The organism is Vreelandella halophytica (genome assembly GCF_968193635.1).
On record NZ_OZ309107.1, the window covers coordinates 3,744,727 to 3,770,381 of the forward strand.

Below are 25,655 nucleotides of genomic sequence, written 5' to 3' on the forward strand. Positions count from 1 at the left end.
CGTTAAACGCGTTCGATCAGCGTGGCAATACCCTGGCCGACGCCGACACACATGGTGCAGAGTGCGTAGCGCTTGCCGCTATTTTGAAGCTCATAAGCGGCGGTGAGCAAAAGCCGCGCGCCGGACATGCCCAGCGGGTGCCCCAGCGCAATCGCCCCACCGTTCGGGTTCACGCGCGGGTCGTCGTCTTTGAGTCCCAGATCGCGCATACAGGCCAGCGACTGGGACGCGAACGCCTCGTTGAGCTCGATGACGTCGATATCGTCGAGGGAAATGCCGGTACGCGCGAGCAGTTTCTTCACCGCCGGTACCGGGCCGTAGCCCATGATGCGGGGCTCGACCCCGGCGGTGGCCATGCCGATGATCTTCGCCATGGGCGTCAGACCGTGCTGCTTCACAGCGGCGTCGCTTGCCACCAGCATGGCGGCGGCGCCGTCGTTGACACCAGAAGCGTTACCTGCGGTGACGCTGCCGCCTTCGCGAAACGGGGTCGGAAGACCAGCGAGCTTCTCGAGCGTCGTTTCCCGCGGGTGCTCGTCGGTGTCGAAAATCAGCGGGTCCTGCTTGCGCCGGGGGATCTCGATGGCGGTGATTTCGCGGGCGAAACGACCGGCCTTTTGCGCTGCGGCGGTTTTCTGCTGAGAGCGCAGCGCGAAGGCGTCCTGGTCCTCGCGGGAGATATTGAACTGCTCGGCGACGTTTTCCGCGGTCTCCGGCATGGAGTCGATACCGAAGGACTTTTTCATGATCGGGTTCACGAAGCGCCAGCCGATGGTGGTGTCTTCGATTTTCTGGCCGCGGGAAAAAGCGCTGTCGGCCTTGCCCATGACATAAGGCGCGCGGGACATCGACTCCACGCCGCCGGCAAGCGCGAGTTCCATTTCCCCGGCTTTAATGGCGCGAAACGCGGTGCCCACGGCGTCCATGCCCGAGCCACACAGCCGGTTCATGGTGGTGCCAGGCACCGAGGTGGGAATGCCCGCCAAAAGCGACGACATGCGCGCCACGTTGCGGTTGTCTTCGCCGGCCTGGTTGGCGCAGCCCATGAAGACTTCTTCGATGGCCGCCGGGTCGAGGCTTGGCGCCTCTTGAAGCACCGCCTTGAAAATCGTTGCGGCCATATCGTCTGGCCGAACCGGCGCCAGGGTGCCGCCGAAACGGCCGACCGCGGTGCGGCGGGGGTGGCACAAATAAACATCGCTCATCGTTCTCTCCTGCAACTCAAATGCCTACTGGCCGGCGTGGGCGCGGTCGGTGCGCTCTTTCAGCTCGCGCAGAACTGATAACTCGTTGTCGCTTGGCTCCGGGGTGCTCGAAAGCTGCTCGGCAAAGCGGATCTCCCAGCCGGTGGCTTCCTGCACCTGCTCCCGGGTTACCCCCGGATGAAGCGACACCACCACCAGCTCCCTGGTGTCCGGGTCGGGTTTCATCACGCACAGATCAGTGATCACCCGGGTGGGCCCCTTGCCGATGTTGGGGACGTTATCGCGCCCCTTTCCATCGCGACCGAAGCCGAGCGTTGTCACGAAATCGACCCGCTCGACGAAGGCCCGGCTGGAGTGTTTCAAGGTAATGAACACTTCCCCGGCGTTGGTAGCGATCTCCGGCGCGCCACCGCCGCCGGGCAGGCGCACTTTGGGTTCGCGATAGTCGCCAATCAGCGTGGTATTGAGATTACAGTACTTGTCGATCTGGGCAGTGCCCAAAAAACCGACGTCGATTTTCCCGCCCTGTAGCCAGTAACGAAACATCTCCGGCACGGCGACGGTGGTCAGCGCGGTTTCGGCAAGTTCGCCGTCACCAATGGAGAGCGGCAGCACGTTGGGTTTGGTCTGCAGCGTGCCGGATTCATAAATCAGCACGACATCCGGGGCGTGAGTCAGCCGCGCCAGGTTGGCCGCTTCCGACGGCAGGCCGATGCCCACGAAGCAGGTCGAGCCGTTCTCCAGCGCCCGGGCCGCGGTGACCGTCATCATTTCAGACGAGGTGTACTCAAGACTCATTGGGCATTCTCCCCAGCCTGGTAGACGTTATCGTCAAGCCACTGGGTGAAGGTATCGCGGTCCCGGGCAATGGCGTCCCACTCCTTGTAGAAGCGGTTGCTGCGCCCGTAGTAGCCGTGGGTATAGGAGGGCAGCGCGCCCTTTTCGGCCACCGCGATGGCGCTGATCGCCCAGCCCGGAATTACGCAGGCGTTGGGGTGGGTCGCCAGGTCGTCGACGATCTCTTCCACCGTGACGATACTGTGTTTGGCCGCCAGTACGGCCTCCTTTTGAACGCCGACGATGCCTTCCACCAGTACGTTGCCCTGGCGGTCCGCGCGCTGGGCGTGCACGATCGAGACATCCGGGCGCACCGACGGTACCGCCGCCAGGCGCTCGCCGGTGAACGGGCACTCGATGAACTTGATCTGGTCGTTGACGCTTGGCAGCTCGCTTCCCACGTAGCCGCGCAGCACCGCCAGCGGCAACCCCGCCGCACCGGCTTCGAACGCGCAGGCCATGGCGGCATGGCTATGCTCCAAAATCTCGATTTTGCGAGGCCAGCCCTTCTCGACCGCGTCGCGCAGGCGGTGAAGCGAACCAACGCCCGGATTGCCGCCCCAGGAAAAGATCACCTTTTTGGCGCAACCGGCGCCAATCAACTGATCGTAGATGATGTCTGGGGTCATGCGGATCAGGGTGAGGTCGCGCTTTTGCTGGCGGATCACTTCGTGACCCGCGGCAAACGGAATCAGGTGGGTAAAGCCTTCCATGGCCACGGTCGCGCCGTCTTCGACGTAGCGCGCCACCGCGTCATGCAGGCTGAGAAACTCGGCCATAGGGGTGCCTCTTAGCAGGGAATTGCCATCTCTGACAACTTGTTCACATAACGAACATACATTCTTTATACGAACAAGTTACTGCGCTAAGCGAATAGCGTCAAACCCCAGGCCATGGCGGTAGCGCTTCGATAACCGCCGCCCTTTTTAAATTCAGCCTAATTAATCTATATAATTCATTTGCTTATGATTTTTCCAACCAATCTTTAGCGCGGCTTACCTGGGCGACGCTGCTACCAAGGTATAAAGCGGGATCACAGGTCTGCTCCAGTGCCTCTTGGCTAACGGCGTTTGCCACGTCGGCGTACTCGGCGAGTACCTCGGCGTAGGGGCGCTCCTGCTTGCGTGCTCGTTCGGCGGCTTCGGCGCTCACCGTCTTTGCCCGCTCTGCCCCCAGCGCGGGTGTCAGCAAACGCGCGACCGGCTCGGCCATGATGCCGCCGCCGGTTGCCGACAGATTGCGCCGCATCGCTTGCGGATTGACTTCCAGCCCCTCGAGTAGCACCGCGGCCTGCTCCAGCATGCCCTCGACCAATAGCGCGCTTTCCGTGAGCGGGGCCCACTCGGCATGCCACTCGCCCAGGCCACGCTCCAGAGGCTGCGCCGCCGCGTTCGAAAGCACGCTGGCGTGGCCGTGTACCTGCCGGGCGGCGCCGCGAATCAGCGCGCAGCGCACCGGATTGCGCTTATGCGGCATGGAGGAGGACTCGCCCATACCGGGGGCCGAAGGTTCGGCCACTTCACCGACTTCGGTCTGAGTCAGCAGCGAAATATCCAGGGCGATGCGCTCGACCGCCCCTGCGACGCCATCAAGCGCGGCGCCCAGGCTTTGAACCGGGTAGCGGTCGGTGTGCCAGGGTAGCACCGGTGCCGCCAGCCCCAGCCGCTTGGCCAGCGCGTCCATCCAGCCAAGGCCGTGCCCCCCCCAGCCCGAGTGCACGCCCACGGCGCCGCCGAACTGTACCGGCAGCTCCACTCCTGCCAAACGCCGGCGCGCCTGCTCCAGGCCAACGGCCCAGTGGGACACCTTTACGCCGAAGGTGATCGGCAGCGCCTGCTGCATCAGCGTGCGCCCGACCATGGGGGTCTCGACGTGGGTCTCCATGAGCGTGATTGCCGCCGCACGGCAGCGTTTCAGCAGGGTATCGAGGGCCTCCAGGCGCGGTTTGAGCAGCAGCATAAGCGCGGTGTCCACCACGTCCTGACTCGTGGCGCCCTGGTGCCAGTAGCGCTTGAGGTCGTCACCGAGTCGCCCCCGGCCCTGCTTAACGAATGGAATCGCAACGTTACCGCCGCTGGCGATGCCCTCGGCGAGTTCGGCGGTATCGAAGGTGGCGCTTTCGAGCTGCTCGCGCATTATCAGGGCTGCGCCTTCGGGCGCTGCCCCCGAGGCTTCCTGGATCTCCACCAGCGCCAGCTCGAAGGCCAGCATGGCGCGTACCATGGCGCTTTCGTCACAGGTGGAAAGCGCGCTCTGGCTCATGAAGGGGTGCTTAAAGAAGGGGGCGGGCATGGGTGTGGGGCTCCGATGACGGTTATTCAGAGCATGAAAATAGCGTAACAACCGCTCTCAATGGAAAAATGGTATGAATATTTGCTATGTGTACCGGGGCACTAAGGTGTATTCCAGATATCAATGACCCCTCGTTACCGCTCGATATGCCACTGCCTGCGCTTCAAACAGCGCCGCGCGCTTTCATGATGGCGTCCAGCGCCGCCAGGTAGCCTTGTGTTCCAAGCCCGGCGATCACCCCGTCAGCGCGCAATGACACGTAGGAGTGGTGACGAAAGCTTTCGCGCTTGTGCACGTTGGAAATATGCACTTCGATGACCCTCCCTTCGAAGGCGTTGAGTGCATCCAGGATGGCAACGGAGGTGTGCGTATAAGCCGCCGGATTGATGATGATCGCTATGCTCCCGTCTTGCCGGGCAGCGTGGATTGCATCGATCAGCGCGCCTTCGTGATTACTTTGAAAGCAGTTGACCTCCCACCCTGACGGCAGCGCCGCTTCGCGCAGCCGGTTGTTCACGTCCTCCAGGGTTTCGTGGCCATAGATATCGGGCTGGCGGGTGCCCAAAAGATTGAGGTTCGGCCCGTGCAGTACCGTTACCTTTTTGTGACCCATAGTAGATGGCTTCCTTGATGGCGGGTTGAGGGTACTGGAGCAGACTAACGAATAATTGTTCGCTATTCGAACACTATGTTACATTAGCTTTTTTATAACCGCGTGCCAACGGTGACCCCTTCGCTATGAAAGACTCTTTACCGGACGATGTGCTCACGCCCGATAGCCGTGACTTTGTCTCTGCCCTGGCCAGTGGCCTGGAGGTCATTCAGGCCTTCGACGATGCGCATCCACGTATGACCTTGAGCGAAGTGGCCGCGCGCACCGACATGAATCGCGCCAAGGCGCGGCGTTTTTTGCTCACGTTGCACGCGCTCGGCTACGTGCGAAAGCACCAGCGTTATTTCGAGCTGACGCCCAAAGTCCTGCAGCTGGGCTATTCGTTTCTTTCCGCGAACAATTATCGTAGCGTTATCCAGCAGTTCCTGGAAGACATTACCGCCCGGACCGGGGAGTCCTCCTCGCTTGGCCAGCTCGACGGTGACGAGGTCATTTACCTCGCGCGTTCAGCGGCGCCTCATCGCTTGATGGCCATTACGCTTTCCATCGGCACTCGCCTGCCGGCGGCACATACGTCGATGGGCCACGTTCTGCTTGCCCAGCTCCCTGAGCAGGCGCTCGAGGAGTATCTGGAGCGCATTGCCCTAAAGCGCTACACCGACAAGACCCTGGTCGATAAAACGGCGCTCAAAAAGCGGCTTCACGCCGTTCGCGAGCAGGGCTACGCGGTTGCCGACCAGGAGCTTGACTCCGGCCTACGCTCGCTTGCCGTACCGGCCTTTGACGCCTCGGGTAGGCTGCTGGGGGCGATCAATATCAGCACGAATGCGGCGCGTGTCGATATGGACACGCTGCTCGAGGAGTATCTGCCGCTATTACAGCAAAAGGCCGCGCAGATACGCACCGCCATTACGCGTTAACCTTCGTTTAAATCTCGCTTGAAAGCTGCGCTTCACTAAAAGGGTGTCCGCTGATGAGTATGCCTCCTCCCCTTTACCTTGGCCTGCCCATGTGGGCCAACCAGGAGTGGCAAGGTAGCCTTTACCCGCGCCACGCAAAAACGGATCTTTTAAGCGACTACGCCACCGTATTTTCGAGTGTCGAGGGCAATACCACCTTTTACAGCGGGGCGCCGAAGAGCGACACCATTGCGGCCTGGGCGCGTCAGGCGCCGGCGCACTTTCGTTTCTGCTTCAAACTGCCCGCGCGGGTAACGCACGACCAGCGGCTGGGCTCGCTCGGCGACGCCTGGGCGTTTCTCGACGTACTGACGCCGCTGCACGACCGGCTAGGGCCCACCATGGTGCAACTGCCCCGGGATTTCGGCGCTCAGGAGCTGCCCAGGTTGGAGGCGCTGCTCGCCCAGTGGCCTACGCATTTACCCTGCGCCGTCGAGGTACGCCACCCCGAGTTTTTCCAGAAAGGGGACGCGGAAAAAGCGCTTAACCAATTGTTGATAACTTATTCGGCTAACCGCGTAATGCTGGATGTGCGTCCGGTCTTTTCAACGCCGGACCAACGCCATCCGGGGCTTGACAAAGCGCGTCAGGAAAAGCCGAAACTCCCGCTACACGTGCTTTCAACGGCGAATCAGCCGGTCATTCGTTTCATCGGGCACATTGACAAGGCGATCAACAGGGACTATTTCACGCCGTGGATAGCGCGTATCAACCTGTGGATAAATCAGGGGAAAACCCCTTTCTTGTTTGTGCATACAGCGGATAACCGCGAGTCGCCCCAGATGGCACAAATGCTTTATAACGCCTTGTGCGAACAGGTTTCGCTCCCCGCACTGGCTACCTTCCCCGGCGACACCCAAACACCGCTCTTCTAGCCGAGCCTTCAGCGTGAGGAATTGCCCACCGGGCACCGGCGGGCGCTGGCATGGTGGGCGCTGTTCATATAAATTGCGCATACTTTCGATAGCCACTTAATGTTATCGAGTGGGGGCGTTAGCTTAAAAAAGCTTATTACAAACTGAAAACCTTGGGTGATGTATGGCAAAACTGGCACATGCACAATGGTCATCGCGTATGGGCTTTGTGCTGGCGGCCGCTGGTTCAGCGGTTGGCTTGGGGAATATTTGGCGCTTTTCATACTTGACCGGTGAAAGCGGCGGCGCGGCCTTCGTTCTGGTTTACCTGGCGTGCGTGGCGCTGGTGGGCCTACCGATTCTGGTGGCGGAGTGGATGATCGGCCGGCGTGGTCAGAAAAACCCGATCAACACCATGGCGGATCTCGCCAAACGCCATGGCCGCACGCGTCGGTGGGCGTTGGTGGGTATCAGCGGCGTGCTGGCGTCGTTTTTGATCCTGTCGTTTTATAGCGTGATCGGCGGCTGGTCGCTCAACTACACCATCAACGCGGTGGCCGGCTCGTTCAGCGGCCAGGACGCCGAGGCCAGCGAAGCAGCCTTCGGCGCGCTGCTGGGCGACCCGGGTTCGCTTTTGATCTGGCACACGCTCTTCATGGTGCTGGTCGTGGGCATCGTGGCCCGCGGCGTTACCAAAGGGCTGGAAGCCGCCGCGCGCATCCTGATGCCGGCACTGGTCGTCCTTCTACTGGTGCTGGTCGGTTACGGCGCGGTGAGCGGCTCCTTCGGTGAGGCGTTCGCCTTCATGTTCACCCCGGATTGGAGCGCGCTCAACGGCGGCGTCATGCTGGCCGCCATGGGCCAAGCCTTTTTCACGCTGTCGCTGGGTATGGGCATCATGATGGCCTATGGCTCGTATCTGGGTGAGGACGTCAACCTGCTGAGTACCGCGCGGACGGTCATCGTCCTCGACACCGCCATCGCGCTGCTGGCGGGCCTTGCGATCTTCCCGATCGTCTTCGCCACGAACCTCGATGCCTCCAGCGGCCCAGGCCTCATCTTCGTTACGCTGCCTATCGCCTTCGGCAACATGGTCGGCGGAAGCCTCCTGGGACTCGGCTTCTTTTTGCTGTTGACCTTCGCAGCACTCACCTCGGCGATTTCGCTGCTGGAACCGGTGGTGGAAACCCTGGAGGAGCGCACGCGTCTTGGTCGCCTGGGCGCCACGCTGGTCAGTGCCGTGGCCGTGTGGCTGGTCGGTGTGGCGGCACTATTGTCGTTCAACGTGTGGGAGGACGTACTGCTGTTCGGGCTGAACATCTTCGACTTCCTGGACACCTTCACCGGCAAGATTCTGCTGCCGCTGACCGGCCTGGGCGCGATCGTGTTCTACTCGCTTTGCCTGGACAAGGAAGAGTCGCGCAAGGAGCTTGGCATGGACGTGTACGACTACAGCCTTTGGAATCTGCTGACCAAATACGTGGCACCGATTGGCGTGGTCGTGGTGTTCGTGGCGGGCTTCATCTAAGCCGCTTGGCAAAACGGATGTCGGCCACTGACGGGCCCTGCCATTGGCAGGGCCTTTTGGTATCTGCGCAAGGCTGGACCCGGCACGTTGACCCGTTACGCGCTAGTGAAGCGCGCGGTGCGCCAGCTCATCGTCGTCCGGCAGCGGGGCGATGTCTCGGGAAAGTTTTTGTGACTCCCGGTGTAGCTCGATGCCGCGGCGCGCCTTCAGGTTGCGCTGGGCGGCGCTTCTCCGGCGCTGCGTGTGTTCGGCGACTTCCATTCCCATGAATAGTTCGAGCAGTTCGCTTTTAAGCGACGTCAAGCGTTCGACGTTTTTCATAATCGATGCTCCCTCAGGTGAATCGGCGTTCGTCCACCTGCATCCGTGACCACTATTTATGATGCAGTGCGGCACGTCACTTATTACTATAACCTACTTGACAAAATGATGACGGTCCGGAAAGAAAAGCTTTAACGGCTTTTAAACGCGCAAGCGCCACGCAGGAATGGCGAACGGCTTGACGGCGCATAACGCGCTTGGGTCAGGCATACTGTCGAAAACGCTATGGGATCGTAGCGTGTACCGAATAATCAAGGAGCTCACCGTGAGTCGCGCCCTGTTCGATGAAATGAGACGCCGCATGGAGCACTTTCGCCGCTCCGAACAAAAAGTCGCGCGTTTTGTGTTGCGTAACCCCGACGAAGTGATCCACATGCGCATCGTGGACCTGGCAACGGAAGCCGGCGTCAGCGAACCCACGGTGGTGCGCTTTTGCCGGGCGCTGGGCTGTAACGGCTTTCAGGATTTCAAGCTGCAGCTGGCGCAGATGCTTGCCTCGGGCAGCCAGTTCGCCCAGTTCTCGATGAACGATAGCGACTCGGTGGCGGAGTTCTCTCACAGCATTTTCGACTCCACCGTGGGTACGCTTTTATCGGTGCGCGACCGGCTGGATAACGACGCCCTCGGTCGCGCGGTCAACGCCCTGGCCATGGCCAACCGGGTCGAGTTCTACGGCTTTGGCGCCTCCGGGGCGGTGGCGTTCGACGCTCAGCACAAGTTCTTCCGCCTGCAGATTTCCACGTCCGCCTACGCCGACCCGCATATGCAGAACATGTCCGCGGTCACCCTCCAGGAAGGCGACGTGGTGGTGGCGATCTCGCAAACCGGGCGCACCAAGGCGCTGGTGGCAAGCGTTCGCCTGGCCCGGGAAGCCGGCGCCACGGTGATCGGGCTTTGCCCGAGCGAGTCGCCCTTGGCCGACGAGGTGAGCCTGCCGCTCTACATCGATGTCCACGAAGATACCGAGATCTACACGCCGCTTAGCTCGCGCATTGCGCATCTGGTGCTGATCGACGTGCTGGCGGTGGGCGTTGCCAAAACCCGCGGGCCGAAGCTTGCCGAGCAGTTAAAAGCGGTGAAGAAGAGCTTGAATACGCTGCGCTACCCGGACGAAAGCTAGCACGCACTGTATGGTCGTCCAGTGGCCGGGCTGTGTTAAACTGTCGGCCCATTTGCAAACCGGCAGCGGCTACCATGGACGACGTGACGGCGATTCTCGATCAGCTCAACCCCGCGCAGCGCGAGGCGGTCAGCGCCCCCCAGGGCAATCTACTGGTGCTCGCCGGGGCGGGCTCGGGTAAAACCCGGGTACTGGTGCATCGCATCGCCTGGATGATGCAGGCCGAGGGCCTTTCGCCCTACGCGCTGCTCGCCGTTACCTTTACCAACAAGGCCGCCCGGGAGATGCGCACGCGCCTGGAAGCGCTTTTGGGCATCTCCATGCGCCACGTCTGGGTGGGCACCTTTCACTCCATCGCCCACCGGCTTTTGCGCACCCACTGGCAGGACGCGAAACTCCCCCAGAACTTTCAAATCATCGACTCCGACGACCAGCTACGCCTGGTCAAGCGCTTGCTAAAGGACTACAACGTCGACGACGAGCGCTACCCACCGCGCCAGGTGCAGAGCTTCATCTCCGGCTGCAAGGAAGAGGGGTTGCGAGCGCACCAGGTCAATGTGGAAGGCGACGGCTATCTAAGCCAGATGGTCGAACTCTACGAGCGTTACCAGTTCACCTGCGAGCGCGGCGGGCTGGTCGATTTCGGCGAGCTATTGCTTAGAAGCCTGGAGCTTTTGCGGGACAACCCGGCGCTTTTGAACCACTACCGCGAGCGCTTCGGCCACGTGCTGGTGGACGAGTTTCAGGACACCAACACCCTGCAGTACGCCTGGCTGAAGCTTCTGACCGGCATGCAGACGCCGATGACCGCGGTCGGCGACGACGACCAGTCGATCTACGGCTGGCGCGGGGCGAAAATCGAGAACATTCGCCGCTTCGAAGACGAGTTCCCCCAGACCCATACCGTGCGCCTGGAGCAGAACTATCGCTCCACCAGTGCCATTCTCGACGCCGCCAACGCCTTGATCAGCCACAATAGCGAGCGCATGGGCAAGAATCTTTGGACCGACGGCGTCGAAGGCGAGCCGATCTCGGTCTACGCCGGTTTCAACGACCTGGAGGAGGCGCGCTACATCGTCGACACCATCAAGGAGCGCGTCGACGAAGGCGTGAACCGGCGCGACGTGGCGATTCTTTACCGCTCCAACGCCCAGTCGCGGCTGATCGAGGAGACGCTGATCCGCCAGGGGATGCCGTATCGCATCTATGGCGGCCACCGCTTCTACGAGCGCTTGGAGATCAAGAACGCCCTGGCCTACCTGCGTCTTTTGCTCAACCGTGACGACGACGCCTCACTGGAGCGGGTGATCAACGTGCCCACCCGGGGTATCGGCACGCGTACCGTGGAAATCCTGCGCCACCGGGCGCGTTTGGAGAGCGTCTCTCTTTGGCAGGCGCTGCACGACGCCGTCGGTGATGGCACGTTGAAAGGCCGCGCGGGTAACGCCGTACAAAAATTCGCCAACCTGATCGAGCAGCTCGACAACGACGCCGCAGGGCTCTCGCTTTACGAGATCATCGATCACGTCGTCGAGCACACCGGGCTGATCGAGCATCACAAGAGCGAGCGCGGCGAGAAGGGCCAGGCGCGGGTGGAGAACCTGGGCGAGCTGGTGACCGCGGCGCGGGCCTTCACCCAGGGCGACGCTTTTGAGACGCCGGAAGCCGGCGAAGGCATGGTAGCGCTGGAGGCGTTTCTGTCCGAGGCCGCGCTCAACGCCGGCGACCACGAGGCCGAGGAGTTCGAAGACAGCGTGCAGCTAATGACGCTGCACTCCGCCAAGGGTCTGGAGTTTCCGGTGGTGTTCATCGCCGGCGTCGAAGAGGGCCTCTTCCCGCACAAGATGTCCGTCGAGGAGCCGGGGCGCCTGGAAGAGGAGCGAAGGCTTTGTTACGTGGGCGTGACCCGCGCCATGCAGAAGCTTTACCTGACCCACGCCGAAACGCGGCGGCTGCACGGCAAGGAGGTCTTCCCCCGGCCGTCGCGGTTTCTGCGCGAGTTGCCGCCGCATCTGCTCGAAGAGGTACGCCTGCGCGGCCACGTCGCCCGCCCGGTCACCGCCTCGGCGCGGCCCAACTACGCGCAGACCTCCATCGAGAGCGACGGGGAGCTTCCGGAGCTTCACGTGGGCCAGCGCGTGAGTCATCCGGTGTTCGGCGAAGGCATGATCCTCAACGCCGAAGGCCAGGGCGCGCGGGCCCGGGTGCACGTCAGTTTCGAAGGCGAAGGCGACAAGTGGCTGGTACTCGGTTTTGCCAAGCTCACCCCGCTTTAGGCTCACTTGCCCAACAAAACCCCTTTGGCGCATACTCACAAGCGACGCTTGCGCCTTTGTGCAACTATAAAAAAACAGACCTTGTTGGAGTATCCCCTCTCATGCAACGCCGCCAATTCATCAAAACCGCCGGCTTCGGCGCCGCTGGTGTCGCCGCCGCCCCCTTCGTGAGCAGCGCCCAGGCCCAACAAACCTACACCTGGGATATGGTCACCTCCTGGCCGAAAAACTTCCCCGCGCTGGGTACCGGCGCCAACGACTTCGCCCGCCGGGTGGAAGAGCTCTCCAATGGGCGCATGCGCATTCGCGTACACGGCGCCGGCGAGCTGGTCCCGGCTCTCGAAGTATTCGATGCGGTGTCCGCAGGGACTGCCGAAATTGGCCACTCCACGCCCTACTACTGGCGCGGTAAGGTGGCGGCGGCGCAGTTCTTTACGGCGGTGCCGTTTGGCATGACCACCACCGAAATGAACGCCTGGATCTACCACGGCGGCGGCCAGGAGCTTTGGGACGAGGTGTATGCCAACCACAACCTCAAGCCGTTCGCCGTAGGCAACACCGGCCCGCAGATGGCCGGCTGGTTCAAAAAAGAGATCAACTCGCTGGACGACATGCAGGGCCTTCGTCTGCGCCTGCCCGGTCTTGCCGGTGAGGCGATGAACGGCATCGGCGTGAGCACCGTGAACATGCCAGGCTCCGAGATCTTTACCTCGATGCAGACCGGCGTGCTCGACGCCGCGGACTGGGTCGGCCCGTACAACGACATGGCCTTCGGTCTGCACCAGGTCGCCGACTACTACTACACCTCGGTATGGAACGAGCCCTGCGCGCTGGTCGAAAGTTTCATCAACCTGGACGCCTGGAACGAACTGCCGGAAGACCTGCAGGCGGTGATTCGCGAAGCCGCCCGGGCCTCGAACCTGGCCATGTTCACCGAGTTCGCCTTCCACAACGCTCAGGCGCTGGAAACCCTGGTCGACGAGCACGGCGTCGAGCTTCGCACCTTCCCGGACGACGTCATGCAGGCGCTGTTCGAGGCATCGAAAGAAGTGATTCAGCGCCAGACCGAAAACGACGAAGAGTCGCGCCGCGTCTACGAATCCTACGCGGCGTTCCAGCAGTTGATGCGCCCGTTCAGCGATATCGGCGAATACGCCTACTTCAAGGGCCGCGAGAGCATCGGCGCCTGAGTGTCTGCGTCAGAGCATTGAAAAAGGGCGCCCAGGGCGCCCTTTTTGATGGCCGCGCTAGTCGCTATGCACGGCGCGAATACGCCCGTTATCGTCCAGGGCCACGACCACGAAGCGGGCCTCGGTCACCTTCTGGCGCTCTTCGAGGGTGCGCCCCTGGGGCGGGCGCACCCACACCTCGACATCGATTTTGATCGAGCTGTGGCCGATTTCCTGTACCTGGGTGTATACGCTGACCATCGAGCCCACCCGTACCGGGCTTAGAAAGTCCATCGACTCGATCGCCACCGTCGCGGTGCGCCCGCCTGCTTCACGGCCGGCCGCCAACTCCGCGGCCTGGTCCATCTGGTTGACCAGCCAGCCGCCGGCAATATCGCCATAAAGATTGGTATCCTGACGCGAAGCCAGTAGCTTTAGCGTCAACTGCCCAAGCGGAGCAGGCGCATCGTCGAGGTCATGTTCAAGCGGTGTCATAGTCGGGTCGCTTCAAAGGCTTATTGTTGTAAAAGACGGCTGTAACGTATTTTTGTAACAGGATGCGGACATGATGGCACGGTTAGCATCCGGCGTCAGCTAATCACAAGAGGTGGATCGTTTGAACAGTCGCGGGCTACGCCCAGCCAATAAATACGTAAGCCTTGCACTTTGGCTGCTGCTTTGGCTCAGCGCGCCGGTCTTTGCGAGCGCGCCGATTAGCGGCACCCTGGGGGCGACCGGCTCCGACACCATGGCGAGTTTGGTGCTGCGCTGGGGCGAGGCGCTCAACGCGCGCCACCCGGATATCAACGTGCAGTTTCAGGCGGGCGGCTCGGCGATTGCACCGTCGGCGCTCACCGCGGGGACGACGCGCCTCGCCCCCATGTCGCGGCCCATGAGCGAAGGCGAGCGTGCCCGCTTCAAAGCGCGCTACGGCTATCCGCCACGCGAACTTCGCGTCGCCCGGGATGCGTTGGTCGTGGTGGTGCACCGACACAACCCCTTGAACGCGCTGTCCCCCGAGGCGCTGGACGCCATTTTTTCCACCACCCGCGCCTGCGGGGCCAGCACGCCGATTCGCCGCTGGGCCGACATCACGCCACCGCCACAGTGGCCTTATGGGCGCATCGCGCTCAGCGGGCGCAACCTGGCCTCGGGCACCTTCGATCTTTTCCGCCAGCGGGCGCTGTGCGGCGGGCAGTTTCGAGCCGATATCAGCGAATACCCGGGCTCTTCGGCGGTCGTGGCCGCGGTGGGCCACGCGCCGGACGCCATGGGCTACAGCGGCTATCATCACCTGACACCCATGGTGCACCCGCTGGGCATCATCGATGGTCAGGGCAAAGCGATCTTCCCCACCGAGACGACGATCCAAAGCGGCGAGTATCCGCTTTCAAGAGATTTGTACCTGTACGTGAACGCCGCTCCCGATACGCCGCTGCCCCCGGTCGAGCAGGCCTTCATCGAACTGATCATGTCCGTCGAGGGCCAGCAAATCGTGCGGGACGCAGGCTTTGTACCGCTAACCGACGAGCAGCGCGAAACGCAGCCGGTGTCACACGACTGACATAAAAATGACTTACGTTAAGGAGAGCTGATGCTTTACTCCGGTTACCCCACGCGCTCTCTTAAGATGTTCCTATGACGCGACCTGCCTTGCCGGCGCCTTTGTCCTGGCGAACACTCAAGGACCGCTTAGCCATCGCCATGATCACCGCCGCCGGCGTTGGCGTGCTGCTGGCGATTCTGGCTATCGGCGTGTTTTTGGTATGGGAAACGCTTCCGCTGTTGACCCGGTTCGACGATTTCTCGCTGGCGCGGCTGTCGCCCCTGGCCTGGGGCACGCTCAAGGCCGCCCTGGCTGCGTTGCTGTTGGCGGTGCCGTTGGCGCTGGGCGCGGCGGTTTTTTCGGCCCTGTTCATGACCGAGCGGCTTCGTGCGCGGATCAAGCCAACCCTGGAACTGATGGAGTCGGTGCCCGGCGTGGTCATCGGCTTCGTGGCGGGGCTCGTGCTGGCGCCCTGGGTGGAGCACCACCTTGCCAGCGCGCTGACACTTCTGGTGTGGCTGCCCCTGAGCGCGGCGCTGGCAGGCGTTTTATGGCATAGGGCGCCGAAAGCGCTGCGCCGAAGGCTCTCGCTCGACCGGGCCGGGCTCTGGCTGCTGCCCTGGGTCGCCGTCATGGCGGCACTCGCTCTCTGGCTTGCGCCCATGATCGAGCAGCAGTGGCTGGGCGGCGACCTGGCCCGGCTGCTGGATCAGCGCTTCGGTATCGATTACACCACCCGCAATACGCTGATCGTCGGCCTTGCCATGGGGTTTGCCATCATTCCAAGCGTTTATTCGCTGGCCGAAGACGCGCTCTACGGGACGCCGCAAACGCTGATGGAAGGCGCCCAGGCCCTCGGCGCCAGCCGCTGGCAGGCGCTTTGGAAGGTCGCCCTGCCCATGGCGGGGCCGGGTATCTTTTCGGCGGTGATGATCGGCGCCGGCCGCGCCGTGGGCGAAACCATGATCGTCCTCATGGCGAGCAGTAACGCCGCGCTCATGAGCCTGAGCCCCTTCGAGGGGCTGCGCTCGTTTTCGGCGGCGATCGCCATCGAGCTGCCCGAGGCGCCGCCGGACGGGCTGACCTATCACCTGCTGATTTTGGCCGCACTCGTGCTGTTTATGTTCACCTTTTTGGTCAACACCCTGGCGGAAGTCGTTCGCCAGCGCCTGCGCCGCCGCTACCAGCGGCTGGGGGGGTACTGATGGTACGCGCCGGTCAGCGCCGCTTTTGGCCCGGCGACACCCTTTGGGCCTGGCTCTGCGCCGGCTGCGTGGCGCTGTCGCTTTTGATGCTGGCGACGCTGCTCACGCTGCTCACCGTCAAAGGGCTGGGGCATTTCTGGCCGGCCACGCTCGAAGAGCTGACGCTGCGCTCCGGCGAGCAGGTGATCGGCCAGCCGATACGCGAGGCCCCCCTTCCCCAGAGCGAGGGCGCCGAGCGGCTTTACTTTACCGGCAACCGCGAACGAACCGGCGCCGACTGGCGTTGGATCGCGCTGGACGAGATCACAAGCCGGACCACACCCGATGACGTGGTACGGCTCGAGCGAAGCCCCAGGGGGGATATCATCGCCCGGCTGAGCGCTTTGGAGCTCGAAGGCGAGCGACTAACCGGCACCGCCGCCCGAACGCGCGTTGCCGGGCTGGTCGCTACAGCCCGGGAGCACCGCCCGGAGGGCCAGCTAATACTGCTCACCAGCCAGGGGCAGCGCCTGGTGCAGCCGCTTTCAAGCATCAGCGCTTTCCAGACGCCCAATGCGCTCTCGTTGCTGGAAAAAACCGCCGTTTGGGGTCGAGGCGTGTGGCGGTTTTTGAGCGAAGGCCCGCGGGCGGCCAATACCGGCGGCGGGGTCTGGCCGGCCATTTTCGGCACGCTTTTAATGGTGATTTTGATGTCGGTGATCGTGACGCCCTTTGGCGTACTGGCGGCGATCTATCTCAACGAGATCGCCCACCAGAATCGCCTGACCCGGCTGGTGCGTATCGGCGTGCGCAACCTGGCCGGTGTCCCTTCGATCGTTTACGGCGTGTTCGGGCTAGGCGTTTTCGTTTACGGCGTAGGGGGCTCGATCGACCGCTGGTTTTTCGATGACGCCCTGCCCTCGCCCACGTTCGGTACCGGCGGGCTTTTGTGGGCCTCATTGACGCTTGCCCTGCTGACGCTACCGGTGGTGATCGTGGCCACCGAAGAGGGCCTGGCGCGCGTGCCCATCGCCCAGCGCGAAGGCGCCGTGGCGCTGGGCGCGACCCGTTTGGAGATGCTGACCCGGGTCGTGCTACCCATGGCGACACCGGCAATGCTGACCGGGGTGATTCTGGCCGTGGCCCGGGCCGCAGGAGAAGTAGCACCGCTGATGCTGGTCGGCGTCGCCAAGCTGGCCCCGCAGATGCCGCTGGACGGGGAGTTTCCCTACCTGCATCTCGAGCGCAAATTCATGCATCTTGGCTATCATCTATTTGATACCGCTTTTCATGGCGATGATGTCGAGGCCGCCATTCCGCTGGTTTACGCCACGGCGCTTTTATTGGTGCTGATCGTGCTGGTGCTTAACCTAACTGCCATATTTCTACGTCATTATTTACGGCGTCAACGAGGAGAGTCATGGCCGCGCCCTTGAAAGCCGCACCGCCGCCGGTAGTGACGTTTGACGCCGAACAGCGCTGTTTGAACGTCCAGGACTTCAGCCTGACCTACGGCGGCAAACCCGCGCTCAAGGCGCTAACGCTGCAAGTGCCGCGCCACCGGGTCACCGCGTTTATCGGCCCCTCCGGGTGCGGTAAGTCCTCGCTTTTGCGCGCGTTCAACCGGCTGCACGACCTTAACGAAAGCGCCGTTCACCACGGCCGTATCGAGCTTGAAGAGCGCGATATTTTCGAGGCGGACATCAATGTGAGCGAGCTTCGCCGTCGTGTGGGCATGGTGTTTCAAACCCCCAACCCCTTCCCGATGTCGATCTACGAAAACGTAGCCTTTGGCCTGCGCCTGGAACGGCGCCTGCCCAAGCGCAAGCGCGACGACATCATCGAGTGGGCGCTTAGATCCGCCGCGCTTTGGGACGAGGTGAAGGATCGCCTGCACCGCTCGGCGTGGCTTTTATCCGGCGGCCAACAGCAGCGGCTGGTGATCGCGCGCACCTTGGCGGTCAGGCCCGACGTACTGCTGCTCGACGAGCCGGCCTCGGCGCTGGATCCGATCTCCACGCTCAAAATCGAGGAGTTGATTCGCAATCTTAAAAACGAGCTGACCCTGGTGCTGGTGACGCACAACATGCAGCAGGCCGCGCGAGTATCCGATTACACCGCCTTTTTGAATGACGGCGAGCTCGTCGAATACGGCCCGACCGACCAGGTCTTTACCAACCCGAAACAGCAGCGGACCGAAAACTACATCACCGGCCGGGTCACATAGCCCGGCGCCGATCCCCGCAGGAGTGCTCGATGGATATTACAAGCGATACCCATAGCCAGCATATTTCGCGCCAGTTCAATCAGGAACTGGAAGAGCTGAAAACCCGTCTGATGGCGATGGGTGGGCTGGTAGAAAAGCAGGTACAAAACGCCGTACACGCGCTAATGGAAAACGACAGCCACTTGGCCGAAGAAGTGCGCGACAACGACCGCCAGGTCAACGACATGCAGCTGAAGATCGACGAGGAGTGCACTCGCGTACTCGCCCGGCGCCAGCCCGCCGCCTCGGATTTGCGCCTGGTTCTGGCGGTGATTCGCGCTACGTCGGATTTGGAGCGCATCGGCGACGAAGCCAGCAAGATCGCGCGTAACGCCCTGATGCTATCCGACAACAGCAGCGGTATTCGTGGCCTCGTCGAGGTGCGCCATATCAGCGAGCACGTTCGCAAGATGTTGCGCGACGCGCTCACCGCCTTTGCCCGCTTCGATACCGAACTTGCCATGCAGGTCGTGCGCGAAGACGAATCCGTGGACGATGAATACGGCAGCGCCATGCGCTCGCTGATGACCTTCATGATGGAAGATTCGCGCTCGATCAGCTCGGTGCTGAGCATCATGTGGGTGCTGCGAGCGCTCGAACGCGTGGGCGATCACGCCAACAACCTGGCCGAGTACGTGGTCTACCTGGTGAAGGGGCTCGATATTCGCCACACCGCGCCGGACAGCCTCGATGAGCAGATGCTAAAAAAGCCTTGACCTTTTAAAGCGTTGAGCCTGCAATACGCCCAGGCATTCCACCCGGGCGTATTTATAAGGATCCTCGATGCTAACTGCGGTCTCCGCCCTGAGCCAGGGCATCCGCCTGGTCTACCGAAAAGGACTACGGCGCTATATATTTCTTCCCATCCTGATCAATCTGATCGTCTACATCAGTCTTGCAAGCTTCACCGCTCGGCGCTTTTCCGGCTGGCTGGACCATGCCATGGCGAGTATACCGGCCTGGCTTGACTGGCTCTCCTGGCTGATCTGGCCGCTGTTCGTCTTGAGCCTGCTGGTGGCGATATTTTTTACCTTCACGCTGGTGACGCATCTAATCGCCGCTCCTTTTTACGGCTTTTTGGCCGCCCACATAGAGCGCAGCGCCACCGGTGTCGAGCCGCTGGACGACCGGGGCCTGGCGAAAACGGCCCTGGACGCGCTGGGCCGCGAGCTGGTCAAGCTGCGCTATATTCTGCCCCGCGCCGCCCTTCTATTCGTTTTAAGTTGGATACCCGGGCTCAATTTAGTGGCCCCGCTACTCTGGGCGCTTTTTTCCGCCTGGGTAATGGCCATCACCTACCTGGACTACCCCATGGATAACAACAAGGTGAGCTTTAAAGACATGCGCCAACGCCTGGCCGCGCGCTGGTGGCCGAGCATGAGCTACGGGGGGCTTGTCACGCTGATTACCTGGATACCGCTTGCCAACCTTTTCTTGCTACCAGGGGCCGTGGCCGGAGCGGTGCTGATGTGGGACGCCCATTACCGGGATATCAAGCAGTTGACTCATGATCGAGTCTGAGCTGGCAGGCTTTTCAAAGGTGGGGTACGCGAGGTAGCCGAGGCGTAAACCTTTATAGTGATCAAAAGGTTTATAGCAAAAAAACGTTATACCCATAAAAACTAGACCCCGCTACGAGGCGGGGTCTTCATTTATGCTTAGCGATTGCGATGCGTAACGAAAGCTTCCTATCCTTTTGAGGGGCTCCAACCTTGGAATCTAACCCTGACTAACGTTGTTGATCGTCGCTTGATTCAATCCTTGAATCGTTTGGAGCATCCATGCAGTGGGACATCCTGTCCCTTATAAATGCTCACTCCCTAAGCGTAACGCTTTGTACAGAAAATGCAACAAAATGTTACTTATGAATCAGAGTTTTTCTCAACTACGCCTTCCGGAGAAGTTTCTGCACCCTCTTCGGTTGCAGTACCCATTGAGTCTGGCTCACCGATGGTTTCATCGTTGGGGCCTTGGGTGTGATGGTCGGTTTCGAGCTCTTCCTGAGTGTAATCCGGGTTGTCATTGGTGTTCATATTGACACCGGATGACTCGTGCGCCGGATCCTGCTCGACCATGCTGTCCTGGTTTTCCTCGATCGACGAGTGATCGGTGGTATCTGCAAACGCCATCGGGCTTGCCAATAGGCCAAACGAAATACCTAGAATACCAGCTTTCTTGAGTAGCTCCTTGGACATCATATTCCACCTCCTGAATCGCTGTGGTTACCGCTTAAAGTAAGAAAGAGTACCTTTCGGTCGACTACTTTGAAGCAGCTGTCTTTCTTACCAAAAGCTTTGCAGAGGCTGTGCCAAACATGGCATAAAAATTAATATTACTTTAAAAACAAGAACTTAAAATATTACAAGTCTTATACAGAAAGCTGGACAACGGCGTTTGCATCACTAAAAAGTGGCTAATAATGACACATAGACAATTTGTGACCCAATCTTGTATGCCATTTTGACACACTGTACAACTTTGGTCTCATATACCTAGGTCTGAGCAATTCGCGAGACGGGAAAGACGCAGCGAAAACGCGCCCCCTGCTGAGGGTGAGAGTCGATTTGAAGCTTTCCGTCGTGGCGCAGCAGGACGTGTTTCACGATGGCAAGCCCGAGCCCAGTACCACCGGTGGCGGTACTGCGGCCTTTATCCACGCGGTAGAAGCGCTCGGTCAGGCGGGGAATATGGACCGGGTCGATACCGTGCCCATTATCCTCCACTTCGATACAGACGCCGCCGTCGGGAAGGGGGGCGTAGCGCAGCGTGATCTCGCTCCCCCCGGGGGCGTAACGCACGGCGTTGAACATCAGGTTGGAAACGGCGCTTCGAAGCTCCTGCTCGCTTCCGATCAGCCGCGCGTCGCTTTCGATCACAAGCTCGATACGCTGGGGCTCGGTGTGCTGCTGCTGGGAAAGAGCGTTGGCATCCTGGTGAATGCTTTGTAAAAGCGGCGCCAGCGCCAACGGCTGATGATCCTTGCCGCCCTGGTCGATTTCCAATCGGGAAAGCAGTAGCAAGTCATTGACCAGGTTCTGCATACGCAGGGTTTGCGCCTGCATTTGGCCGATACTGCGCCCCAACCGGGGCGGCAGCTCGTCTTTTAAATCGCTGTAGGTTTCCAGGTAACCCGAAAGCACGGTAAGCGGCGTGCGTAACTCGTGGGACACGTTGGCCACGAAGTCACGGCGCATCTGCTCCAGGCGGTGCAGCCGGGTAATATCGCGCGCCATTACCAGACGCTCGTCATCGCCGTAGAGCGTGATTTGATACTCGAGAATACGCCGCTCGTCGATCGGCGAGGTAAGCGTTAATGGCTCACTGTACTGGCGCGCGGAAAAGTAGCGCACGAAGGCGGGATCGCGCAGCAAATTGGTAATGTGCTGGCCACGGTCGTGGGCGGTTTGCAGTCCCAGCATCTGGTGGGCGGCGCTGTTCCACCATTCGAGATCGCCGTGGCGGTCGAGCATGACCACGCTGTCGCGCATCGCCTCAGAAGATTCCTGAATACGCGCAAGCGTGGCTCTTAGTCGGCTTTGCGTGATCCGCTGGCTTTTCTGGTAGCGGTAGAGTCGGTCCAGCAGCACACCCCAAAGGCCCTTGGCCGCGGGGGGCTCTTCGTTGGGCGTGAAGGTCAGCCACTGATGCAGAGTACGCAGTTGGCGCAGATGATAAAAAAGACACGCCCCCAAACCCGCTGACAGCCCCAGCCCCGGCGAGCCAAACAGCCAACCCAGGACGACGCCGAGGGTGGCCAGACCCGCGATACGCCAAAGCTCTCGGCTCCACAAACGCACGCGCTACACCCGGGCGGAGAAGCGGTACCCGGTGCCGCGCACCGTTTGAATCAGGTTCTGATGGGCATCGCCCAGCGCCTTGCGCAGACGGCGGATATGCACGTCCACGGTGCGCTCTTCGACGTAGACGTTGCCGCCCCATACCTGATCCAACAGTTGGCTACGGGTGTAGGCGCGCTCCTGATGGGTCATGAAAAACTGCAGTAAGCGATATTCGGTGGGCCCCATATCCAATGCCTTGCCGTGAGCGCTGACCCGATGGCTTACCGGATCGAGCATCAAACCGTTGATTTCGATGGGGTCTTCCACGCCGCGTGGCGTCGTTCGGCGCAGCACCGCTTTCAAACGCGCCACCAGTTCGCGAGGCGAAAACGGCTTGGTGATGTAGTCGTCTGCCCCCGCTTCGAGCCCCTGGATCTTGTTATCTTCTTCGCCCTTGGCGGTCAGCATGATGATCGGGATTTCGGCGGTCGCCTCTTCGCGCTTCAGCCGCCTTGCAAGCTCGATCCCGCTGGTGCCCGGCATCATCCAGTCAAGCAGCAGAAGGTCCGGCTGATGGTCCACGACCAGGGCGTGGGCGTCCTGGGCATTGTCCGCTTCGAGCACGCGATAGTCCGCCATTTCCAGCGCCACCGCGATCATCTCGCGAATGGGCGCCTCATCATCGACGATCAAAACGGTCTTGGCGGTCATTGGCGGGCCTCACGGTGTCCAAACGAAAGTGGTTCGATGACATATCGGTGACAATCACACCATGGGCGGGTGACAGTTTTATGACATCCCCGACATTAGCCTGTCACCGGCCACCAGCTCAAGGCCAGCCCGGCAAATACCAGAAGACCCGACCAGTGGTTGTTCAAAAACGCCTGAAAGCACGCGTCGCGCTCGCGGCCAACGATCAAGCGCTGCTGATGCACGAAGGTCACCGCCATGGCCACAAGGCCCAGCCAGAAGAATCCGCCAAGCCCTACACGCCAGCCCACCAGCGCCAGCAGCGCAAGCGTGGCCGCCTGCAGCAGCCCGATGATCAACCGGTCGGCCTCGCCAAATAGCACGGCGGTCGACTTGATGCCGATCTTCAGGTCATCGTCGCGATCCACCATGGCGTATTGGGTATCGTAGGCAACGGTCCACAGTACGTTGGCCAAAAACAGGACCCACGCCTCGAAAGGCACGTAGCCCAGCACCGCGCCGAACGCCATGGGGATCGCCCAGGAGAACGCGGCGCCCAGTACCACTTGCGGGAAATGGGTATAGCGCTTCATGAAGGGGTAGATAAACGCCAGCGCCACACCGCCCAACGAGAGGGCCACGGTAAACCAGTTGGTCAGCAGGACCAGCACGAAGGAGGCGGCGACCAGCAAGATGAACAGCAGTTTGGCTTCGGTCTCGCTGATACGCCCGGTCGCCAGCGGCCGGTTTTTAGTGCGTTTGACGTGGCCATCGAAGTGGCGGTCGGCGTAGTCGTTCACCACGCAGCCCGCCGCGCGCATGGTGTAGACCCCGGCGATAAAGATCAGCAGCACGCCACGCCCCGGCACGCCTTCGCCGGCCACCCACAGCGCCCAAAGGGTCGGCCACATCAAAAGCCAGGTGCCGATGGGCCGGTCCAGGCGCATCAGGGTGATGAAATCCGCCGCCCGAGACCACCCGGTAGGGCGCAGCAGTGAACGATCCATGCTTACCTCTCAAAGACAAAACGCGCGTCTAGCCTAGCGCGAAGCCATGCCAAGATCATCCGCCATCGTGGATAAAAAGGCCTCCTGGACCAATAGCGCCAGGCCGGCGTGATAAAAGACCGAACGCCGCGCCCACACCCCGGCCGCCCCAGGAGGACACAAGCGGCGGGCAAACGCTGGCCGCTGGCGGGTGGCAAAGAGGGGCCCGCGTACAAGATCCGGCTGGCGAAACAGCCAGCTCCCCAGTGAACGTTCGCCAAGGCGCTTTAGGTGTTGCCCCTGAAGCTGCTCGAGAGGCGCCACCGAACGCGCCACAACCCAAGGGGCGTCATCCACGCACAGGGCCACTTCACGAAGCCAGGCCAGACGGCGCGGCGCCAGGCCCAGTGCCAGCGCTTCGTCGCGGGTGGGCACCCCCACCGTTTGGCGCAAAAGCTGCACGCGAAAGGGGTTGGGCTGGCCTGCCGAGACCAGCCGCTGGGTCAGGGAATCGGTCGAGGCCACCCACTGCCACCAGGCGGCGCTCATGGCCGGGCGCAGCGCGTTCACGGGTTGCCAGCGCGCGTAGGGGGTAGGGTGCAAAAGGGGTGAAGCCACGCGGCCTCCTGGGCGGTCAAGTCGTTGAAGCTAGTGTAACATGACGTTCTAACGCACTTTTCTCAACGACATTTTCTTGAAGACCGTTCATTTAAAGACCGTCATTGAAAACATCATGGTTCCAACACTGGGTGATGGCATGACCCACTCTTTATCTCAAACCGAAAAGCCGGTAGATTTGATCATCCTGGGCACCGGCATGGCCGGTGTCGGTCTGGCCCGGGCATTGCGGCGCCAAGGTGACACCCGCTCGATCACCCTGGTAAGTTTCGACAGCGGCGATGAGTACAGCAAGCCACTGCTCTCCACGGGCTTTGGCAAACGCCTGGCGCCCGAGGCACTCGCCAGGCAAAGCGCCGACGAGGTGGCCCGCGAGCTCGACGCCACGCTGCGCCCCCATACCCATGTCACCGCGCTCGACGTCGATAGCCGGCGCCTGACGCTTGCCAACGGCGAGCAGCTTGCTTTCGAAAAGCTCGTGCTGGCCACCGGCGCCAGCCCACGCCTGGCCCTTGACGTGCCCGACACGTTGACCGGGCGCTTTTTCAGCGTGAACGACCTGGACGACTACCGGGGCTTGCATGAAGCACTGGCTTCGCGCAGTGCCCGGGTGGCGGTCATTGGCGCAGGACTGGTCGGCTGCGAATTCGCCAACGATCTGCACGCCGCGGGTCACCAGGTCACGCTAATCGCCCCGGAAGCCACGCCGCTACCGCGCCTTCTACCCGCGCCGCTTGGCGAGGCGCTGGGCAGCGCATTCGAAGCGGGCGGCATTGCCCTGGCGCTGGGCCGCACGGTAAGCGCTATCGCAGCGGATGAACACGACGATCTGATGCTCACCCTCGATAACGCCGAAACCTGCCGCGTGGATGCCGTGCTAATGGCCACCGGTCTGACCCCGCGCACAGCGCTTGCTCGCCAGGCGGGGCTTGACGTGTCGCCAAGCGGTATCCAGGTGGACCGCTACCTGCAAACCTCGAACGCTGCGATCTACGCGCTGGGCGATGCCGCCTGTGTCGACGGCGTCAATGCCATGTACGTACAGCCCCTTCAAGCCAGTGTGAAGGCGTTGGCGGCCACCCTGGCCGGCACCCCAACCCCAGTAAGCTTTGGCGCCTGGCCGGTGGTAGTGAAAACGCCGCTGCTGCCCGTGGTGGCCTACTCCCCGCCTGCGCCCGTCGCGCAGTGGCGTATCGAGGGCGAAGGCGATGCGCTCGCCGCCCTTGGCGAAGATAAAGATGGTCAATTAGTCGGGTTTGCGTTGACAGGCAGTTGCGTCAAAAGGAAAGTGGAGCTTTCCAGAGCGGTGCCTGCGCTGCTAGGCTGATCCACGACCGATTGGTGATCAGGCCATAAAGTTAAAACACTCGTTTGTTTTCAATAACACTCATAAGCGTTACGCTTACTTTTTC

25 protein-coding genes are annotated in these 25,655 nt (G+C 61.5%); 13 read left to right on the forward strand and 12 right to left on the reverse strand.

Annotated features, from left to right (window positions below; translation table 11 throughout):
- Positions 1-2: 2 nt before the first annotated feature.
- From pcaF to aroQ, 5 genes are all read right to left on the reverse strand, one after another.
- Positions 3-1,205: a 3-oxoadipyl-CoA thiolase gene (gene pcaF, locus ACWHXT_RS17340; RefSeq protein ID WP_447956749.1), complete on the reverse strand. Its 1,203-nt coding sequence runs from the start codon at positions 1,203-1,205 to the stop codon at positions 3-5.
- Positions 1,206-1,229: 24 nt separating this feature from the next.
- The gene (locus tag ACWHXT_RS17345) at positions 1,230-2,003 is read right to left on the reverse strand and encodes a CoA-transferase subunit beta (RefSeq protein WP_447956750.1); all 774 of its coding nucleotides are present in this window, start codon (positions 2,001-2,003) and stop codon (positions 1,230-1,232) included.
- Positions 2,000-2,821, reverse strand: a complete 822-nt coding sequence (locus ACWHXT_RS17350; protein WP_447956751.1) for a CoA transferase subunit A — start codon at positions 2,819-2,821, stop codon at positions 2,000-2,002. The genes ACWHXT_RS17345 and ACWHXT_RS17350 overlap by 4 nt, the downstream gene beginning before the upstream one ends.
- Positions 2,822-3,005: 184 nt before the next feature.
- Complete coding sequence (locus ACWHXT_RS17355; protein WP_447956752.1) at positions 3,006-4,304, reverse strand: class-II fumarase/aspartase family protein; 1,299 nt, start codon at positions 4,302-4,304, stop codon at positions 3,006-3,008.
- A gap of 193 nt (positions 4,305-4,497) precedes the next feature.
- Positions 4,498-4,947: a type II 3-dehydroquinate dehydratase gene (aroQ, locus tag ACWHXT_RS17360; RefSeq protein ID WP_447956753.1), complete on the reverse strand. Its 450-nt coding sequence runs from the start codon at positions 4,945-4,947 to the stop codon at positions 4,498-4,500.
- 125 nt (positions 4,948-5,072) lie between these two features.
- Between aroQ and ACWHXT_RS17365 the strand changes: the two genes are divergently transcribed.
- The 3 genes from ACWHXT_RS17365 to ACWHXT_RS17375 all read left to right on the forward strand — a co-directional run bounded on the left by ACWHXT_RS17365 (position 5,073) and on the right by ACWHXT_RS17375 (position 8,288).
- The gene (locus tag ACWHXT_RS17365) at positions 5,073-5,867 is read left to right on the forward strand and encodes an IclR family transcriptional regulator domain-containing protein (protein WP_447894693.1); all 795 of its coding nucleotides are present in this window, start codon (positions 5,073-5,075) and stop codon (positions 5,865-5,867) included.
- A 59-nt stretch (positions 5,868-5,926) separates the two neighbouring features.
- A complete protein-coding gene (locus ACWHXT_RS17370) occupies positions 5,927-6,781 on the forward strand; it encodes a DUF72 domain-containing protein (protein WP_447958064.1) in 855 nt (284 codons plus the stop codon).
- A gap of 163 nt (positions 6,782-6,944) precedes the next feature.
- Positions 6,945-8,288, forward strand: a complete 1,344-nt coding sequence (locus ACWHXT_RS17375) for a sodium-dependent transporter (protein ID WP_447956754.1) — start codon at positions 6,945-6,947, stop codon at positions 8,286-8,288.
- A gap of 102 nt (positions 8,289-8,390) precedes the next feature.
- Here ACWHXT_RS17375 and ACWHXT_RS17380 read toward each other — a convergent pair whose 3' ends face one another.
- Positions 8,391-8,609: a PA3496 family putative envelope integrity protein gene (locus tag ACWHXT_RS17380; protein WP_447956755.1), complete on the reverse strand. Its 219-nt coding sequence runs from the start codon at positions 8,607-8,609 to the stop codon at positions 8,391-8,393.
- 265 nt (positions 8,610-8,874) lie between these two features.
- Here ACWHXT_RS17380 and hexR point away from each other — a divergent pair, with 265 nt between their 5' ends.
- The 3 genes from hexR to ACWHXT_RS17395 all read left to right on the forward strand — a co-directional run bounded on the left by hexR (position 8,875) and on the right by ACWHXT_RS17395 (position 13,195).
- Positions 8,875-9,729, forward strand: a complete 855-nt coding sequence (gene hexR, locus ACWHXT_RS17385) for a transcriptional regulator HexR (protein WP_447530386.1) — start codon at positions 8,875-8,877, stop codon at positions 9,727-9,729.
- A gap of 74 nt (positions 9,730-9,803) precedes the next feature.
- On the forward strand, positions 9,804-12,005 hold the full coding sequence (gene uvrD / locus ACWHXT_RS17390; RefSeq protein WP_447956756.1) for a DNA helicase II: 2,202 nt from the start codon (positions 9,804-9,806) through the stop codon (positions 12,003-12,005).
- A gap of 101 nt (positions 12,006-12,106) precedes the next feature.
- A complete protein-coding gene (locus tag ACWHXT_RS17395) occupies positions 12,107-13,195 on the forward strand; it encodes a TRAP transporter substrate-binding protein (protein WP_447956757.1) in 1,089 nt (362 codons plus the stop codon).
- A 57-nt stretch (positions 13,196-13,252) separates the two neighbouring features.
- On the opposite strand, the gene ACWHXT_RS17400 is transcribed toward ACWHXT_RS17395, so the two are convergent.
- A complete protein-coding gene (locus ACWHXT_RS17400) occupies positions 13,253-13,669 on the reverse strand; it encodes an acyl-CoA thioesterase (RefSeq protein ID WP_447530389.1) in 417 nt (138 codons plus the stop codon).
- A 121-nt stretch (positions 13,670-13,790) separates the two neighbouring features.
- Between ACWHXT_RS17400 and ACWHXT_RS17405 the strand changes: the two genes are divergently transcribed.
- The 6 genes from ACWHXT_RS17405 (at position 13,791) to cysZ (ending at position 19,691) form a co-directional block, all read left to right on the forward strand.
- Positions 13,791-14,738: a PstS family phosphate ABC transporter substrate-binding protein gene (locus ACWHXT_RS17405; RefSeq protein WP_447956758.1), complete on the forward strand. Its 948-nt coding sequence runs from the start codon at positions 13,791-13,793 to the stop codon at positions 14,736-14,738.
- A gap of 74 nt (positions 14,739-14,812) precedes the next feature.
- Entirely contained in the window at positions 14,813-15,925 is a 1,113-nt protein-coding gene (locus tag ACWHXT_RS17410; protein WP_447956759.1) for an ABC transporter permease subunit, read from the forward strand.
- Positions 15,925-17,340 carry a phosphate ABC transporter permease PstA gene (pstA, locus tag ACWHXT_RS17415; RefSeq protein ID WP_447956760.1) on the forward strand — a complete coding sequence of 472 codons (1,416 nt, stop codon included), beginning with the start codon at positions 15,925-15,927 and terminating at the stop codon, positions 17,338-17,340. Before ACWHXT_RS17410 ends, pstA begins: the two co-directional genes overlap by 1 nt.
- Positions 17,325-18,131: a phosphate ABC transporter ATP-binding protein PstB gene (pstB, locus tag ACWHXT_RS17420; protein WP_447927461.1), complete on the forward strand. Its 807-nt coding sequence runs from the start codon at positions 17,325-17,327 to the stop codon at positions 18,129-18,131. Before pstA ends, pstB begins: the two co-directional genes overlap by 16 nt.
- 29 nt (positions 18,132-18,160) lie before the next feature.
- A complete protein-coding gene (phoU, locus tag ACWHXT_RS17425; RefSeq protein WP_447927462.1) occupies positions 18,161-18,886 on the forward strand; it encodes a phosphate signaling complex protein PhoU in 726 nt (241 codons plus the stop codon).
- Positions 18,887-18,953: 67 nt separating this feature from the next.
- Complete coding sequence (gene cysZ / locus ACWHXT_RS17430; RefSeq protein WP_447956761.1) at positions 18,954-19,691, forward strand: sulfate transporter CysZ; 738 nt, start codon at positions 18,954-18,956, stop codon at positions 19,689-19,691.
- A 341-nt stretch (positions 19,692-20,032) separates the two neighbouring features.
- Here the strand turns inward: cysZ and ACWHXT_RS17435 are convergent, their stop codons facing one another.
- The 5 genes from ACWHXT_RS17435 to ACWHXT_RS17455 form a co-directional block, all read right to left on the reverse strand.
- Positions 20,033-20,368: a hypothetical protein gene (locus ACWHXT_RS17435; RefSeq protein WP_447927464.1), complete on the reverse strand. Its 336-nt coding sequence runs from the start codon at positions 20,366-20,368 to the stop codon at positions 20,033-20,035.
- A gap of 294 nt (positions 20,369-20,662) precedes the next feature.
- Positions 20,663-21,967 carry a phosphate regulon sensor histidine kinase PhoR gene (gene phoR, locus ACWHXT_RS17440; protein WP_447956762.1) on the reverse strand — a complete coding sequence of 435 codons (1,305 nt, stop codon included), beginning with the start codon at positions 21,965-21,967 and terminating at the stop codon, positions 20,663-20,665.
- A gap of 3 nt (positions 21,968-21,970) precedes the next feature.
- Positions 21,971-22,660 carry a phosphate regulon transcriptional regulator PhoB gene (phoB, locus tag ACWHXT_RS17445; protein ID WP_447927466.1) on the reverse strand — a complete coding sequence of 230 codons (690 nt, stop codon included), beginning with the start codon at positions 22,658-22,660 and terminating at the stop codon, positions 21,971-21,973.
- 95 nt (positions 22,661-22,755) lie between these two features.
- Positions 22,756-23,646 (reverse strand): 4-hydroxybenzoate octaprenyltransferase, encoded by an 891-nt coding sequence (ubiA, locus tag ACWHXT_RS17450; RefSeq protein WP_447956763.1) that lies wholly within the window; start codon positions 23,644-23,646, stop codon positions 22,756-22,758.
- Positions 23,647-23,679: 33 nt separating this feature from the next.
- The gene (locus tag ACWHXT_RS17455; RefSeq protein WP_447956764.1) at positions 23,680-24,243 is read right to left on the reverse strand and encodes a chorismate--pyruvate lyase family protein; all 564 of its coding nucleotides are present in this window, start codon (positions 24,241-24,243) and stop codon (positions 23,680-23,682) included.
- A gap of 139 nt (positions 24,244-24,382) precedes the next feature.
- Here ACWHXT_RS17455 and ACWHXT_RS17460 point away from each other — a divergent pair, with 139 nt between their 5' ends.
- A complete protein-coding gene (locus ACWHXT_RS17460; protein ID WP_447956765.1) occupies positions 24,383-25,570 on the forward strand; it encodes an FAD-dependent oxidoreductase in 1,188 nt (395 codons plus the stop codon).
- Positions 25,571-25,655: the final 85 nt, after the last annotated feature.